The organism is Pseudomonas sp. MB-090624 (assembly GCF_003205245.1).
Classification (GTDB): Bacteria; Pseudomonadota; Gammaproteobacteria; order Pseudomonadales; family Pseudomonadaceae; genus Aquipseudomonas; species Aquipseudomonas juntendi.
This window is the reverse complement of record NZ_QJRK01000081.1, coordinates 1-15,506: the sequence shown is the minus strand read 5'-3', so window position 1 is coordinate 15,506 and position 15,506 is coordinate 1. Positions and strand designations below refer to the sequence as shown.

Genomic DNA, 15,506 nt, shown 5'->3' with positions numbered 1-15,506 from the left:
GGTAGGGGGTGCTGCCGGTAGGGGGGCTGCGAGTCAGGGGCTGCTGCGCAGCCCATCGCGACGCAAGGCCGCTCCTACAGGGGCCTGTGGAAGCGGGCTTTTGTCGCAAATGGGCCGCGAAGCGGCCACTCATGCTCGAGCGCTAGCGATCATTCTTCTGGTAAATGATCTTCTTGGTCCCGCCGTCGCACGTCCCGACCACCATATTCGGGTCCTGGACCTCACTGTTAGGCACGATCTCCAGGGTGTACGAAGCCACCCCTTGGGCCTGGATCTTGGCCTCGATCTCGGCTTTCAGTTCCTCGCACGGCTTGACCGCCGCCAGCGCAGATGTGGCGACCAGCGAAGCGAACACGGCGATTGCTACGCGAATCATGGAACGGCTCCTGAAAAGGCAGTATTGCTGCCGACGTTGGTTAGACTACAGCAAACTGCCATCGTTGCGCCGCTTCAGCCCACCAACGCCGCATCCAGGCTGATCTTGGCGTTGAGCACCTTCGACACCGGGCAGCCTGCTTTGGCCTTGTTGGCTATTTCCATGAACTGCGCCTCGCTGGCGCCTGGCACCTTGGCTCGCAACACCAGGTGTACAGCGGTAATGGCAAAACCATCAGGCTGCTTGTCGAGGGTGACTTCCGCCGCCGTGTCGATCCGGTCCGGGGTGAGCCCGGCCTCGCCGAGCATCATCGACAGCGCCATCGAGAAGCAGCCCGCATGCGCCGCACCGATCAGTTCCTCTGGGTTGGTACCCGGCGTGTCCTCGAAACGGGTGTTGAAGCCATAAGGGTTCTGCTTGAGGGCGCCGCTTTCGGTTGAAAGCAGCCCTTTACCGTCCTTCAAACCACCTTGCCAGATCGCCGATGCTGTCTTCTTCATGATGCCTCCTTGTCACTCGGTTACGTGCCTATGGGTTCAGAGGTCAGGTACGCCCGGCAAGTTCAGAGCAATTGCGCACCCCCCATTGAATCCAACGATTACGCCCATACAGAGTCATAAAGGCCTCTGGCCAATCATTCTTGCGGAGGCCCCATGACGCAGCTACGTGACCTGAAGATTTCCACCCTCGACCTTGTGCCCGTTCGCGCCGACGCCGGCCCGGCGCAGTCGCTGCGCAACTCGCTGGACCTGGCGCAGCATGTCGAACGCTTCGGCTACAACCGTTTCTGGGTGGCCGAACACCACAACATGGACGGCATCGCCAGCTCGGCGACCTCGGTGCTTATCGGCTACCTTGCCGGGGGCACTTCGAGCATTCGCGTAGGCTCCGGCGGGGTCATGCTGCCCAACCATGCGCCACTGGTGATCGCCGAGCAGTTCGGCACCCTCGCCAGCCTGTACCCGGGGCGCATCGACCTCGGCCTTGGCCGTGCGCCGGGCTCCGACCAGATGACTGCATACGCCTTGCGCCGAGACCGCGCCGGCAGCCCAGACGATTTCCCGGACGACGTCGAAGAGCTGTCACGCTACCTTGGCCCCCGAACCGATGATCAAAAAGTGATCGCTGTGCCTGGGCAGGACACCGATGTGCCCATGTGGCTGCTGGGCTCCAGCCTGTTCAGCGCGCAACTGGCCGGTATGCGCGGCATGCCCTATGCCTTCGCCTCGCACTTCGCGCCGCGTTACATGCACGAGGCAATCCGCGTGTATCGCAACCACTTCAAACCGTCCACCACGCTGGACAAACCCTATGTGATGCTCGGCATTCCCATGGTGGTTGCCGAAACCGATGAACAGGCCGAATACCTGGCCACTTCGGTGTACCAGCGCATTCTGGCGCTGATTCGCGGGCAGAGCCTGATGCAGAAACCCCCGGTACCCAGCATGGACGGCTTATGGCTGCCCCATGAACGCGATGCGGTAGGCAGCTTCCTAGGGTTGGCGATGATCGGCAGCCCGCAGAAAGTGCGCGCCAAAGTGGAGGTGTTGCTGGAGCAAACCGGGGCGGATGAGCTGATGTTTACCTGTGACCTGTACGAGCATGCAGACCGTATCCGCGCTTATGAGCTGCTGGCGCAGGCTTTGAAGAGCGAGTGAACCCCTTCGCGAGTGCCCCCGCGAAGGGGCCACCGCGTCAGCCGCGGCGGTAGACGATTTCCTTGGTGCCGCCTTCGCAGCTGCCGATCACCTTGCCCGCCGGGTCGCCCTTTTCGACGATCTCCAGCTTGTAGCCAACAACCCCCTTGGCATCGAGCTTGGCGGCAATTTCCGCTTTCAGCTCCTCGCAGGGTTTGCCCGCCGCCATCGCGCCACCGGCCAGCGTCATCAGGCCCAGCGCCAGTATCAGTTTGTTCATCACTTGCATTCCTTGTGCAGATGAAACCAGAAAGGGGCGCCCACCAGGGCGCCCTGTTCCTAATACCCCATCAGTGCAACCTGTTCCAGCCTGGCTGTGTTTCAGCTATTGGCGATACGGAAGCCCACCTTCAACGTCACCTGGAAGTGCGCGACCTTGTTGTCGCGAATATGGCCACGGGTCTCGGCCACCTCGAACCACTCCATGTGCTTGATGCTCTGGCCGGCTTCAGCCAGGGCATTGTTGATCGCATCTTCGATACTGGTAGGCGAAGACCCCACCAGTTCGACCTTCTTGTAGGTGTGATGATCGGTCATGAGCGCTCTCCTTGGGTAACAGTGATATTCAGCCTGGCAGTGCGAGCCTGGTTTACCTGCGAGCTGTCATCACGGGCGAAAGTTCGATCGCACTTTCGTGCAGCCCAAGGGTCGCACTTCATAGAGTCCATACTGCAAAGGAGAGTCAACATGCCCCGCAATTCGCTGCGTAAAACATCCCTGGAAAGCATGGAAGCAGAGATCGAAAGCCTGCTGAAAAGCCTGGAAAGCCTGAAGCACGATGCCTCCGAAGAAACCCAGAAATCAGTCAAGGCCATGCGCAGCAACGCCGAGAGTGCCCTGCGCCATTCGCGCAGCCTGCTGAGCGATGCCTATGAGGAAGTCAAGGAGCGTACCCGCCAGACCGGCATCGCCACCCGCGACTATGCCCAGGAGCACCCGTACACCACTGCCGGTGTAGCCATCGGCGCCCTGGGCCTGCTGGCAGCTTACCTGCTGTGCAAGCGCAACTAAGCGCTCTGCCCTAGCAGTTCTGCCCGCAACCATTGCGCCAGTTGCTCGGCGCGCCCGTCAGCGGCGCGCCGAGGTACCCACAGCGCCAGCGCCGCCGGGGTCGGTGAAAAGCCCCACGGCGCACTCAGGCGGCCCGCCCGCAGGTCATCGGCGACCAGGGGTTGCGGCGCGATCGCCACGCCCAGTCCCGCCACCGCAGCTTCCAACAGGTAATACAAGTGCTCGAAAGCCTGCCCGTAGTGCATGGCAGCCGGCTCCAGGCCCTGCTGCGCTGCCCAGGTCGGCCAAGCCTGTGGCCGCGAGGTGGTGTGCAACACGGCTTCTTCGAGCAAAGCTTTGGCTGGCGCCCCCTGCAAGCGCTGGTAACCGGCGAAGTGCGGGCTCAGCACCGGGCCGATACGCTCCTCGGCCAACACATGCACCTGCATGTCTGCCGGCCACGGGGGCTCGGCATACACCAATAGCGCATCCAGCCCTGGCCGCCTTGGATCAAGGTCACCCTCACCGGCTGAAAGGTGCAGGCGCAGCTCTGGCAAGTCTGCCTGCAAACGCCCCAACCGCGGGATGAACCAGCGCGCCAGCAGGCTGCCTGAGCAACCCAGTACGAACGGGGCCTCGCGGGTGTCGCGGCTCAGTTCCGCACATGCGCTGCGCAAGCGGTCGAACGCCTCGCCACTGGCATCGCGCAGGCGCAGCCCGGCATCTGTGAGTTTGATGCCACGCCCTTCCTTGACGAACAACGCCACCCCCAGATGCTCCTCAAGCACCTTGATCTGCCGGCTCACGGCACCATGGGTAACGTGCAATGCCTCAGCCGCCTGGCTGACGCTGTTAAGCCGGGCAGTAGCCTCGAAGGCACGCAGGGCATTGAGGGGAGGGAGGTCGTGGGCCATTACCTGTGAGTTTTCCTGACAAGTTTGCGCAATCTTATCGGTTTTCAGCCGGGCCTGTCGTGGTTAGAGTAAAGCCCATCACTCATTGCCTACGCCCTGGAGCGCCCCATGACCCAGTCCCAATACCGCCCCGGCCCCGACGCCAATGGCCTGTTCGGCTCGTTCGGCGGCCGCTATGTGGCCGAAACCCTGATGCCACTTGTGCTGGACCTGGCCCGGGAATACGAAGCGGCCAAGGCCGACCCGCAATTCCTCGAAGAGCTGGCCTACTTCCAGCGCGACTACATCGGCCGCCCCAACCCGCTGTACTTCGCCGAGCGCCTGACCGAACACTGCGGCGGCGCCAAGATCTTCTTCAAGCGTGAAGAGCTCAACCACACCGGCGCGCACAAGGTGAACAACTGCATCGGCCAGGTGCTGCTGGCCAAGCGCATGGGCAAGAAACGCCTGATCGCCGAAACCGGCGCCGGCATGCACGGCGTGGCGACCGCTACCGTCGCTGCGCGCTTCGGCCTGCCCTGCGTGATCTACATGGGCGCCACCGATATCGAACGCCAGCAGGCCAACGTGTTCCGCATGAAGCTGCTGGGCGCCGAGATCGTTCCGGTTACCGCGGGCACCGGCACCCTCAAGGACGCCATGAACGAAGCGCTGCGCGACTGGGTGACCAACGTCGACGACACGTTCTACCTGATCGGCACCGTGGCGGGCCCGCACCCATACCCGGCAATGGTCCGCGACTTCCAGTCGATCATCGGCAAGGAAACCCGTGCCCAGTTGCAGGAAAAGGAAGGCCGCCTGCCGGACAGCCTGGTCGCCTGCGTGGGGGGTGGCTCCAACGCCATGGGCCTGTTCCATGAGTTCCTCGAAGAGCCAAGCGTCCAGATCATCGGCGTTGAAGCCGGCGGCCACGGTGTGCACACCGACAAGCATGCTGCCAGCCTGAACGGCGGTGTGCCCGGCGTACTGCACGGCAACCGCACCTATCTGTTGCAGGACGATGACGGCCAGATTACCGACGCTCACTCGATTTCGGCCGGCCTCGACTACCCGGGCATCGGCCCCGAGCATGCCTACCTGCATGAGGTGAAGCGCGTTGAATACGTCAGCATCACCGATGACGAAGCGCTGGATGCGTTCCACGCCACGTGCCGCCTGGAGGGCATCATCCCGGCCCTGGAAAGCGCCCACGCCCTGGCCGAGGCAATCAAGCGCGCCCCGCAGCTGCCCAAGGACCACCTGATGGTGATCTGCCTGTCGGGCCGCGGCGACAAAGACATGCAAACCGTCATGAGCCACATGGCCACCCAGGAGAAACAGGCATGAGCCGTCTAGAACAACGCTTCGCCGAGTTGAAAGCCGAAGGCCGCTCGGCACTGGTCACCTTCGTTACCGCAGGCGACCCGGGCTATGACGCCTCGCTGCAGATCCTCAAGGGTCTGCCTGCTGCAGGCGCCGATGTGATCGAACTGGGCATGCCATTCACCGACCCGATGGCCGATGGCGTAGCCATCCAGCTCGCTACCCTGCGCGCGTTGGAAGCGGGCCAGAACCTGGCCAAGACCCTGCAGATGGTTCGTGAATTCCGTGTGGACAACCACACCACGCCGATCGTGCTGATGGGCTACTACAACCCGATCCACCGTTTTGGCGTGGAAGCGTTCGTGAATGAAGCCAAGCAGGCTGGCGTCGATGGCCTGATCATCGTCGACCTGCCGCCAGAGCACGATGCAGAACTGGCGACCCCGGCCCAGGCTGCGGGTATCGACTTCATCCGCCTGACCACTCCGACCACCGACGACGCGCGCCTGCCGCGTGTGCTGGCGCGCAGCTCCGGGTTCGTCTACTACGTGTCCGTGGCCGGTGTGACCGGGGCCGGCTCGGCGACCACCGAGCACGTGACCGAAGCCATTGCCCGCCTGCGTCGGCATACCGACCTGCCGATCAGCGTTGGCTTCGGCATTCGCACCCCAGAGCAGGCGGCGAACATCGCCCGGCTGGCCGATGGCGTGGTAGTGGGCTCGGCGCTGGTCGACAAGATTGCCCAGGCCAACACGGCCGAACAGGCGGTGAGCGATGTGTTGAGCCTGTGCTCGGCACTGGCGGAAGGGGTGCGCGGCGCCCGTCGCTGACCGGCGTCGCCTTCATCGCCGGCAAGCCAGCTCCCACAAGGATTTCACAGGGCCTGAGGGTGGCGCTGTACCTGTGGGAGATTCTATGGTTCCTGGCAAGGGTAGCCGCTGCATCTTCAGTGCCTGTGAGATCGAGCGCCGCCCGCGCGGCGCATCGCGAGCTGCGCTCGCTCCTACGTTTGTTTCGGGCCAGTAACCCCTGTGCCAGATGCGCGCGGACGCCTTGTTAGTACGACGCGATTTTGAGGCATGCGCCAAGGCGTTCGCGCGCAAATCCCACAGGAATAATTGGCCCGAAACAAACGTAGGAGCGAGCGCAGCTCGCGATGCGCCGCGCGGGCGGCGCTCGCTCTAACAGGCGCTGCATACCTTGTGGCAAACACCTGTCAGCCCTGATGCGATCCCCGTGGGAGCTGGCTTGCCAGCGATGAGCACAACACGAGCACTGAAGGTTCAGCCCCCAAAAACCGACAGGTTCAACGGCCTCACAGCCCCCATCCAGATCGCATGGTCCCGATGGTCCGCCAGTTCATCACCGGTCAGCGGGTGCATGAACACCACCAAACCCTGGCGATGCAGTGCCAACCAAGGCAACACCACCCCCACCACTTCCGGACCGAAAGCCAGCTGGCAGCTCCAGTCCGGGTGCGGGCCCACCGGCTTCTGGTGCATGCGCCCCATGCTCACGGGAAACAGCCGCGCCGCTTCCTCACACAGCGCCCGAGCCTGCTCCAGGGTCGCTGCGTCATAGTAAATGTGGGCGTGGTAACCCTTGATCCTCTGCACGATACCTCCTGGGCCCAAAGCCCGCGTGACTCTGCGCCGAACTCACCCTTACCGGCTTCGCTCGTGCTCCAACCAACCTACGAACCGTTCGATCAACGCGCCCCGGCGTTTGCGCGGCGGCAACACCGCATAATAACCGCGTTCCGAGCGCAGGCTGCCCTCCAGTGGCCGGCAGAGCAAACCCTGCTCGACCAGCCCATCCACCAGGTGCCCCCAGCCAATTGCCACCCCTTGCCCGGCAATCGCCGCCTGTATCAGCAGCGTATAGTTATCGAACCGCAGTTGCCCGGCTGGCGGTGGGCTGGCCACGCCAAACCCGCGAAACACACCCGCCCAGTCAAACCAGCGGCTGGCCTGCTCACCTTTGAGGTGCAACAACGGCAAGCGCTGCAAAGCCACGGCGGACATGGGTTTGCCCTGAATCAGGCGGGGGCTGCACACCGGGAAAACCTCCTCATCGAACAACCAGCGGCTTTCGCCCTGATGAAAGCGCCCATCACCAAACAGCACGGCCACATCGATGTCCGGGCGCAACATGCCCTGGCTGCGCTCACCGGTCACCAGGCTGACATCCACGTGTGGATAAGCCTCGTGAAAGCGCTGCAGGCGCGGCATCAGCCAGAACGCCGCGAACGCGAAGTCGGTGGCCACCTGCAGCACTTCACGCTGGCCGCGCCCACTGACCTGGGCAATACCTTCGTCCATGGCCTGCAACCCTTGGTGCACATGCTCGAACAACAGCTGGCCGGCCTCGGTGAGTTCGATCCCGCGGTACACCCGATCGAACAGGCGTGTGCCCAACTGCGCCTCCAGCCGTTTTACCTGCTGGCTTACCGCAGGCTGGGTGGTGCCCAGCGCCAGGGCCGCCGCAGTGAAGCCACGCAAACGGGCCGCGGCCTCGAACACCCGCAACGTATCCAACGACAGTTCGGCAAAGCGCTCAAACATAAGCTTGGCTAATCCCAGTCATTGCCCGCCATGGGCTTTACCCATGTTATCCACAGTCGCATCTTGATAGGCAAGCGGTTCGCATAACCTTCAACGATGGAAGCCAGCATGACACGCCCGAATATCCTGTTCATCATGGCCGACCAAATGGCCGCACCCCTGCTGCCCATTTATGGGCCTTCACCCATTCAGATGCCGCACCTCAGCCGCCTGGCCGAGCAGGCCGTGGTGTTCGATTCAGCCTACTGCAACAGCCCCCTGTGTGCGCCGTCGCGCTTCACCTTGGTCAGCGGCCAGCTCCCAAGCCGCATCGGTGCCTACGACAATGCTGCCGATTTCCCCGCCGACGTGCCGACCTACGCCCACTACCTGCGCCGCCTGGGCTACCGCACGGCGCTGTCGGGCAAGATGCATTTCTGCGGCCCGGACCAGCTGCATGGTTACGAGGAGCGCCTGACCAGCGACATCTACCCGGCCGATTATGGCTGGGCAGTGAACTGGGATGAGCCGGATGTGCGCCCAAGCTGGTACCACAACATGTCCTCGGTACTGCAGGCAGGCCCCTGCGTGCGTACCAACCAGCTGGATTTCGACGAGGAGGTGGTGTTCAAGGCGCGCCAGTACCTCTACGACCACGTGCGCGAGAACGACGGCCGGCCGTTTTGCCTGACCGTGTCGATGACCCACCCACACGATCCGTACACCATTCCCAAGCACTACTGGGACCGCTATGAGGGTGTGGATATCCCCATGCCTGGTACCGAATTCAGCCAGGCAGAACTGGACCCGCATTCGCAGCGCCTGCTCAAGGTCTATGACCTGTGGAACAAACCGCTGCCCGTGGACAAGATCCGCGATGCACGCCGGGCCTATTTCGGCGCCTGCAGCTACATCGACGACAACATCGGCAAGCTGCTGCAGACCTTGCAAGAGTGCGACCTGGCCGACGACACCCTGATCGTGTTCTCCGGCGACCACGGCGACATGCTCGGCGAGCGTGGCCTTTGGTACAAGATGCACTGGTTCGAGATGTCGGCGCGGGTGCCACTGCTGGTCCATGCACCGCAGCGCTTTGCCGCCAGCCGTGTCAGCGCCTCGGTATCGACCTGTGACCTGTTACCGACCCTGGTCGAATTGGCGGGCGGGGCTGTGGATAACACCCTGCATCTGGATGGCCGCTCACTGCTTGGCCACCTGCGAGGGCAGGGCGGCCACGACGAAGTGATCGGCGAATACATGGCCGAAGGCACTGTCGGGCCGCTGATGATGATCCGCCGCGGGCCTTTCAAATTCGTGTACGGCGAAGACGACCCTTGCCTACTCTATGATCTTGACCGCGACCCGCACGAGCGGGAGAACCTCGCCAGCAGCCCGGACCACCAGGCACTGCTGCAGGCGTTCGTCGATGAAGCCCGACAGCGTTGGGACATGCCCAGCTTGCGCCAGCAGGTACTGGCCAGCCAGCGCCGTCGCCGCCTGGTGGCCGAAGCGCTGGCTACCGGCAAGCTGCACAGCTGGGACCATCAACCATGGGTCGATGCCAGCCAACAGTACATGCGTAACCACATTGATCTCGACGACCTCGAGCGCAAGGCACGTTACCCACAGCCCGCCCCCCTGGATTGAGAAGAGGCCGCCATGCACACGTTTTCCGCCGCCGTACTCACCCTGGCCTTGGGCCTGGGTATCACCCCGGCCCACGCCGCCGACGACGATGCACAATGCAGCACGGTAAAAATGGCCGACCCTGGCTGGAGCGACATAGCCACGACCAACGCCGTGGCCCGGCTGCTACTGGAAAGTCTGGGCTACCAGGTGAAGATCGACAGCCTGGCGGTGCCGATCATCTACGGCGGCCTGAAAGACGGCCGTGTGGATGCCTTCCTTGGCAACTGGATGCCGGCGCAACAGGGCTTTCATGACAAGTTCGTCGCCAATGGGGATGTGCAGCAGTTGTCGCGCAACCTGGAAGGCACCGAGTTCACCTTGGCCGTGCCGGACTACGTCTGGAATGCCGGGGTCAAGGATTTCGCCGACCTGCACAAGCACGCCGACCAGTTCGACAAGAAGCTGTACGGCATCGGTTCCGGCGCACCGGCCAACCTGTCGCTCAAACAGATCATCGACAACAATGAGTTCGACCTTGGCCAGTGGAAACTGGTCGAATCCAGCGAGCAGGCGATGCTGACGCAGGTCGACCGCGCCGTGAAGAAGCAGCAATTCATCACCTTCCTAGGCTGGACGCCACACCCGATGAATGTGAAGCTGAAGATGCACTACCTCACGGGCGGGGAAAAATGGTTCGGCAGCAAAGGCCAGGTGTACACCCTGACGCGCAAGGGTTATCCACAAGCCTGCCCGAACGCGGCGAAGCTGCTGGGCAACCTGAAGTTCACACTGGACATGGAAAACAGCATCATGGCCCAGGTCGTGGACAAGAAGATCAGCTTCGACGACGCGGCCAAGGCCTGGGTCAAGACGCACCCCGAGTTACTGGAAGGGTGGTTGGCCGGGGTCACCACCAAAGCCGATGGCGATGCCCTGGAGGCCGTCAAAGCCAACCTATGAACTCACCAGCAATACACCTAACCTGTGGGAGCGGGCATGCCCGCGAACACCGGCAAAGCCGGTGCCATCTATAGCGGTGGCTTCTTCGCAGGCATGCCCGCTCCCACAGGTCAGGTGCATTAAATCAAGGATTGTGGATAACCCATGCATCGCATCATCCACCTGCTGCCATTCCTCGCCTGGCTCCCGCGCCAATCGGTCCGCAGCCTGCGCCAGGACCTGCTGGTGGGCCTGGGCGGTGCCATCCTCGCGCTCCCGCAGTCCATCGCCTATGCCCTGATCGCCGGCCTGCCTGCCGAATACGGCCTGTACGCCGCCATCGTGCCGGTATTGATCGCCTGCCTGTGGGGTTCGTCCTGGCACCTGATCTGCGGCCCGACCGCGGCCATCTCCATCGTGCTCTACGCCAGCATCAGCCCATTGGCCGTGGCTGGCAGTTCGGACTACATCACGCTGGTGCTGCTGCTCACCTTCCTCGGCGGGGTCTTTCAACTGCTGCTGGGGCTGCTGCGCTTCGGTGCGCTGGTCAATTTCGTCTCGCATTCCGTAGTGCTCGGCTTCACCCTTGGCGCCGCGGTCGTCATTGCCCTGGGGCAATTGCCCAACCTGCTGGGCATGGACCTGCCCAGCCAGGCCACGGCGCTGAAAACCGTACAGGACCTGGCCAGCCATGCCGGCGAAATCAATGTGCCATCCTTGCTGTTAGGCCTGGCCACCGTGGTTATCGGTGTGGCGCTCAAACTCTGGCGCCCGCGCTGGCCCAGCCTGTTGATAAGCCTGATCGCGGTGAGCCTGCTGGCCTGGCTGCTGCCGGGTTGGTTTGGCCATGTACCGAGGGTCGCGGCATTCACCGGCCAGCTTCCACCCTTGAGCCCGCTGCCCTTGCTGGACGTGGAGCTGATTCTGCGCCTGCTGCCCAGTGCCGTGGCGGTAGGCATGCTGGGGTTGGTCACCAGCCTGTCGATTGCCCGGTCGTTGTCGGCACGCTCGGAACAGCTGATCGACCCTGATCAGGAAATTCGCGCCCAGGGCGTGTCGAACATCGTTGGCGCGCTCTTCTCGGGTTACCTGTCTGCTGGCTCCTTCACCCGTTCAGGCCTGAGCTACGAAGCAGGTGCCCGCTCCCCCATGGCCGGGGTGTTTTCGGCGCTATGGGTGGCGCTGTTCGCCATCACCGGTGCTGGCTTGATCGCGCAGTTGCCGATCCCCGCCATGGCCGGCAGCATTCTGTTGATCTGCTGGGGGCTGGTGGACCGCCAAGCCATCCGCGCGCTGTTCCGGGTCAGCCGTTCGGAGTTCCTGGTAATGGCGCTGACGGCGGCGGCAACCTTGCTGCTGGAGTTGCAGACGGCGATCTATGCCGGGGTGCTGGCGTCGCTGTTCTTCTACCTCAAACGCACATCACGGCCACGGGTGCAGCAAAGCCGCGAAGGTGAAGCGGATGTGCTGCGGGTAGGTGGCTCGATCTTCTTTGGCGCGGCGCACTACCTGCAAGTACGTTTGCAGCTGTGCCAAGGCCCGCATGTGGTGATCGATGCGCGGCAGGTGAATTTCATCGACTACTCGGGTGTAGACATGTTGCACCGCGAGGCACGGCGCTTGCGGCGCCTGGGCGGGAGCCTGACCTTGCACCGGGCCAGGCCGCAGGTGATCGAGGAATTGCAGAAGCTGGAAGGGGCGCAGTTGTGCCCTATCCGATTTGAGGAATGAGGTTGGGTTGAGATTAGGGGCTGCTTTGCAGCCCATCGCGACGCAAGGCCGCTCCCACAAGGGAAGGGTGTACGCCGACCCAACGCGGCCCCGGCAATTTCAGCCCCGAGCCAATTGCCGGCGCAACTCAGCCAACACCGGAGCGGTATCCGGCCGTACACCACGCCAGATAAAGAACGCCTCAGCGGCCTGCTCAGCCAGCATCCCCAACCCATCCAGCACTTTGGCCGCGCCCAGCTTCTGCGCCCACTGGCAAAACGGCGTAGATTCCTTGCCATACATCATGTCGTAGCAAACCGTGTGCCCTGCCTCGACCAAACTGTCGGCAATCGGCGGCAATTCCCCGGCCAAACTGGCTGAAGTGGCGTTGATGATCACATCCACCGGCTCCTGCAACCAGGCAAACCCGCTGGCCACCACCGGCCCCAGTTCATCGAACTCCCGCGCCAGTTGCTCGGCCTTTTCCACGGTACGGTTGGCGATCACCAGCGATTGCGGCCTGTGCGCCAGGATCGGCTCCAGCACGCCACGCACTGCACCACCGGCACCGAGAATCAAAATGCGCTTGCCCGTCAGCTCGACTCCGGCATTCACCGTCAGGTCACGCACCAGGCCGGCGCCATCGGTGTTGTCACCTTGCAAAGTGCCGTCAGCCAGCTTGCTCAGTGTGTTCACCGCGCCAGCGCGCTGGGCACGCGGGGTCAGGCTGTCGCACAGGCGGTAGGCCTCTTCCTTGAACGGCACGGTGACATTGCCGCCGCTGCCTTGCTTGAAGAAGCCGCGTGCGCAGTCGCTGAACTCATCCAGCGGCGCCAGCAGGGTGGCGTATTCCAGGTCCTGGCCGGTCTGCTCGGCAAACAGGCGGTGAATCAGCGGCGACTTGCTGTGGCCGATGGGGTTACCAAAAACGACGTACTGGTCCATGGCGGCTCCTTGGTTATCCACAGGCTTACTGGCCAAGCCAGTCGCGGTCTTGCAGGAAGTAGTCGGTCAGGCGCGCTTCTTCGCTGCCCGGTGCCGGCTTCCAGTCATAGCCCCAGCGCACCTGTGGCGGCAGCGACATGAGAATGGACTCGGTGCGCCCGCCCGACTGCAGGCCGAACAGGGTGCCGCGGTCGTAGACCAGGTTGAACTCCACGTAGCGGCCGCGGCGGTATTCCTGGAACTCACGCTGATGCGGGGTATAGGGGGTGTGCTTGCGGCGCTGGACGATCGGCAGGTAGGCGTCGACATAGGCATCGCCAATGGCACGGATGAAGGCGAAGCAAGTGTCGAAGCCCCACTCGTTCAGGTCGTCGAAGAACAGCCCGCCAATGCCGCGTGGCTCGCCACGGTGCTTGAGGTGGAAGTAGCGGTCGCACCAGGCCTTGTAGCGCGGGTACACATCGGCACCGAAGGGTGCACATGCCTGCTCGGCCACGCGGTGCCAGTGAATGCAGTCTTCCTCGACGCCGTAGTATGGGGTCAGGTCGAAACCGCCACCGAACCACCACACCGCCTCTTCGCCTTCCTTCTCGGCAATGAAGAACCGCACATTGGCGTGCGAGGTGGGCACATGCGGGTTGTACGGGTGAATCACCAGCGACACGCCCAAGGCCTCGAAGCCCCGGCCCGCCAGCTCCGGGCGGTGGGCGCTGGCCGACGGCGGCAGGCCGGCGCCGAACACGTGGGAGAAGTTGACCCCGCCTTTCTCGATCAGCTTGCCCTCGCCGATCACCCGCGTACGCCCCCCGCCACCGGCTTCGCGCACCCAAGCATCCTCGACGAAGCGGGCACCGCCGTCTTCGTTTTCGAGGGCAGAGCAGATGCGGTCTTGCAGGTCGAGCAGGTAGGCTTTCACGGCCTCGGTGCGGCTAGTCATCGGGTCACCAGGAACGGGCAGGGAAGAATTCGCCGCGTAGCATAACACCGCCAGCGCGCGCGCCGCAGTTGACGGCGATCAAGCAAAGGCGTCCGATAGAAGGCCTTTCCCGATCCCGACTACAGGAGTACGAGATGGCCAAGCGTATCCAGTTCAGCCAGCATGGCGGCCCCGAAGTGCTGCAGTTTGTGGAATTCGAACTCGCCCCGCCGGGGCCCCAGCAGGTGCGCGTGCGCAACCATGCGATCGGCCTGAACTTCATCGACACCTATTTCCGCAGCGGGCTGTATGCACCGCCATCACTGCCTTCGGGGCTGGGCACCGAAGCGGCCGGTGTGGTCGAGGCCGTGGGCGAAGGCGTGACCCGGCTGAAGGTGGGTGACCGCGTGGCCCATGCCGGCGGCCCGCTGGGCGCATACAGCGAGGTTCACACGCTGCCGGAGGCCAACCTGGTCAAGCTGCCCGACAACATCAGCTTCGAGCAGGCAGCGGCGGTGATGCTCAAGGGGTTGACCGTGCAGTACCTGCTGAAGCAAACCTACCAGGTGAAGGCGGGTGACGTGGTCCTGTTCCATGCGGCCGCCGGTGGCGTGGGTTCGCTGGCGTGCCAATGGGCGAAAGCGTTGGGTGCCAAGCTGATCGGCACTGTGAGTTCTGCCGAGAAGGCCGAGCGGGCCAAGGCGCTGGGCGCATGGGCGACCATCGATTACAGCCATGAAGACGTGGCCAAGCGGGTACTGGAGCTGACCGACGGCAAGAAATGCCCGGTGGTGTACGACGGCGTTGGCGCCGATACCTGGCTGACATCGCTGGACTGCCTGCAACCGCGCGGGCTGATGGTGAGCTTCGGTAATGCCTCGGGTGCGGTCAGCGGGGTGAACCTGGGAATTCTGGCGCAGAAGGGCTCGCTGTATGTGACCCGGCCGACCTTGGCGACCTATGCCAACAATGCCGAAAACACCCAAGCCATGGCCGATGACCTGTTTGCGATGATTGGCAGTGGCAAGCTGGTTGTGGATATCCAGCAAAGGTACCCGCTGAGTGAGGCGGCCAAGGCGCAGGCAGAACTGTCGGCGCGGCGGACTGTAGGGTCGACAGTACTCATTCCCTGAGCCGTGCCCTGTGGGAGCGGGCATGCCCGCGAAGAAGCCACCGCGGTGGATGGCACCGGCTTTGCCGGTGTTCGCGGGCGCGCCCGCTCCCACAGGTGCTGCGTCGGCTCTGAAAGCTGCGCTATGGCTGTGAGGGTCGGTTCGTCGGTGGCGGGGTCGACTCGATCCCATCGAGGATTGCCTCGACCACCCCCTCTGCCATTTCAATCGCATGCAGGTTCGACCAGAACATGCCACGGCCCTCTTCGCGCATGTAGTCCAGAGCTTTGTAGCCGGTTTCGTAGGCGCTGCGCAGGTACAGGGCTACATGGACCAGAGCGTCTTCGGCGGAAATGTTCGGGTTGACGGTGAAGAGGGGATCATGGCCAGCATCGCAGCGGCCAAAGGGGCGGGTGGAGGTGCAGGGTAGGGG

General features: G+C 63.4%; 18 protein-coding genes. 8 read left to right on the top strand and 10 right to left on the bottom strand.

The window, feature by feature from the left end; genetic code table 11:
• Positions 1–142: 142 nt before the first annotated feature.
• The gene (locus DMX12_RS28105) at positions 143–376 is read right to left on the bottom strand and encodes a DUF1161 domain-containing protein (RefSeq protein WP_009682184.1); all 234 of its coding nucleotides are present in this window, start codon (positions 374–376) and stop codon (positions 143–145) included.
• Between the two features lie 74 nt (positions 377–450).
• Entirely contained in the window at positions 451–876 is a 426-nt protein-coding gene (locus tag DMX12_RS28100) for an OsmC family protein (RefSeq protein ID WP_009682183.1), read from the bottom strand.
• Between the two features lie 153 nt (positions 877–1,029).
• Here DMX12_RS28100 and DMX12_RS28095 point away from each other — a divergent pair, with 153 nt between their 5' ends.
• A complete protein-coding gene (locus tag DMX12_RS28095; protein WP_110680018.1) occupies positions 1,030–2,034 on the top strand; it encodes an LLM class flavin-dependent oxidoreductase in 1,005 nt (334 codons plus the stop codon).
• Between the two features lie 37 nt (positions 2,035–2,071).
• On the opposite strand, the gene DMX12_RS28090 is transcribed toward DMX12_RS28095, so the two are convergent.
• Complete coding sequence (locus DMX12_RS28090; RefSeq protein WP_054906241.1) at positions 2,072–2,293, bottom strand: DUF1161 domain-containing protein; 222 nt, start codon at positions 2,291–2,293, stop codon at positions 2,072–2,074.
• A 101-nt stretch (positions 2,294–2,394) separates the two neighbouring features.
• On the bottom strand, positions 2,395–2,610 hold the full coding sequence (locus DMX12_RS28085; protein WP_009682180.1) for a dodecin: 216 nt from the start codon (positions 2,608–2,610) through the stop codon (positions 2,395–2,397).
• Positions 2,611–2,760: 150 nt separating this feature from the next.
• On the opposite strand from DMX12_RS28085, the gene DMX12_RS28080 reads away from it, so the two are divergent.
• Positions 2,761–3,084, top strand: coding sequence for a YqjD family protein (locus tag DMX12_RS28080; RefSeq protein ID WP_009682179.1), 324 nt, complete (start codon positions 2,761–2,763; stop codon positions 3,082–3,084).
• Here DMX12_RS28080 and DMX12_RS28075 read toward each other — a convergent pair.
• The gene (locus DMX12_RS28075; protein ID WP_029887972.1) at positions 3,081–3,977 is read right to left on the bottom strand and encodes a LysR family transcriptional regulator; all 897 of its coding nucleotides are present in this window, start codon (positions 3,975–3,977) and stop codon (positions 3,081–3,083) included. The genes DMX12_RS28080 and DMX12_RS28075 overlap by 4 nt on opposite strands.
• Before the next feature lie 108 nt (positions 3,978–4,085).
• Between DMX12_RS28075 and trpB the strand changes: the two genes are divergently transcribed.
• Together trpB and trpA are read left to right on the top strand one after the other, a co-directional pair.
• Complete coding sequence (trpB, locus tag DMX12_RS28070) at positions 4,086–5,303, top strand: tryptophan synthase subunit beta (protein WP_110680017.1); 1,218 nt, start codon at positions 4,086–4,088, stop codon at positions 5,301–5,303.
• Positions 5,300–6,109: a tryptophan synthase subunit alpha gene (gene trpA / locus DMX12_RS28065; protein ID WP_009682176.1), complete on the top strand. Its 810-nt coding sequence runs from the start codon at positions 5,300–5,302 to the stop codon at positions 6,107–6,109. Before trpB ends, trpA begins: the two co-directional genes overlap by 4 nt.
• 453 nt (positions 6,110–6,562) lie before the next feature.
• Here trpA and DMX12_RS28060 read toward each other — a convergent pair whose 3' ends face one another.
• Together DMX12_RS28060 and DMX12_RS28055 are read right to left on the bottom strand one after the other, a co-directional pair.
• A complete protein-coding gene (locus DMX12_RS28060) occupies positions 6,563–6,895 on the bottom strand; it encodes a DOPA 4,5-dioxygenase family protein (protein WP_009682330.1) in 333 nt (110 codons plus the stop codon).
• Positions 6,896–6,943: 48 nt separating this feature from the next.
• Positions 6,944–7,843, bottom strand: coding sequence for a LysR family transcriptional regulator (locus DMX12_RS28055; RefSeq protein ID WP_110680016.1), 900 nt, complete (start codon positions 7,841–7,843; stop codon positions 6,944–6,946).
• Between the two features lie 108 nt (positions 7,844–7,951).
• Here DMX12_RS28055 and betC point away from each other — a divergent pair, with 108 nt between their 5' ends.
• From betC to DMX12_RS28040, 3 genes are all read left to right on the top strand, one after another.
• Entirely contained in the window at positions 7,952–9,469 is a 1,518-nt protein-coding gene (gene betC / locus DMX12_RS28050; protein ID WP_110680015.1) for a choline-sulfatase, read from the top strand.
• Between the two features lie 12 nt (positions 9,470–9,481).
• Positions 9,482–10,411: a choline ABC transporter substrate-binding protein gene (gene choX, locus DMX12_RS28045; RefSeq protein ID WP_110680014.1), complete on the top strand. Its 930-nt coding sequence runs from the start codon at positions 9,482–9,484 to the stop codon at positions 10,409–10,411.
• 144 nt (positions 10,412–10,555) lie between these two features.
• Positions 10,556–12,121 carry a SulP family inorganic anion transporter gene (locus DMX12_RS28040; RefSeq protein WP_110680013.1) on the top strand — a complete coding sequence of 522 codons (1,566 nt, stop codon included), beginning with the start codon at positions 10,556–10,558 and terminating at the stop codon, positions 12,119–12,121.
• A gap of 99 nt (positions 12,122–12,220) precedes the next feature.
• On the opposite strand, the gene aroE is transcribed toward DMX12_RS28040, so the two are convergent.
• Both aroE and hemF read right to left on the bottom strand, forming a co-directional pair.
• On the bottom strand, positions 12,221–13,045 hold the full coding sequence (gene aroE, locus DMX12_RS28035; protein WP_110680012.1) for a shikimate dehydrogenase: 825 nt from the start codon (positions 13,043–13,045) through the stop codon (positions 12,221–12,223).
• Positions 13,046–13,070: 25 nt separating this feature from the next.
• Positions 13,071–13,982, bottom strand: coding sequence for an oxygen-dependent coproporphyrinogen oxidase (hemF, locus tag DMX12_RS28030; RefSeq protein WP_110680011.1), 912 nt, complete (start codon positions 13,980–13,982; stop codon positions 13,071–13,073).
• 134 nt (positions 13,983–14,116) lie between these two features.
• On the opposite strand from hemF, the gene DMX12_RS28025 reads away from it, so the two are divergent.
• Positions 14,117–15,094, top strand: a complete 978-nt coding sequence (locus tag DMX12_RS28025) for an NADPH:quinone reductase (protein ID WP_110680010.1) — start codon at positions 14,117–14,119, stop codon at positions 15,092–15,094.
• Between the two features lie 121 nt (positions 15,095–15,215).
• Here DMX12_RS28025 and DMX12_RS28015 read toward each other — a convergent pair.
• On the bottom strand, positions 15,216–15,506 hold a 291-nt coding region (locus DMX12_RS28015), incomplete at its 5' end, for a hypothetical protein (protein WP_110680009.1).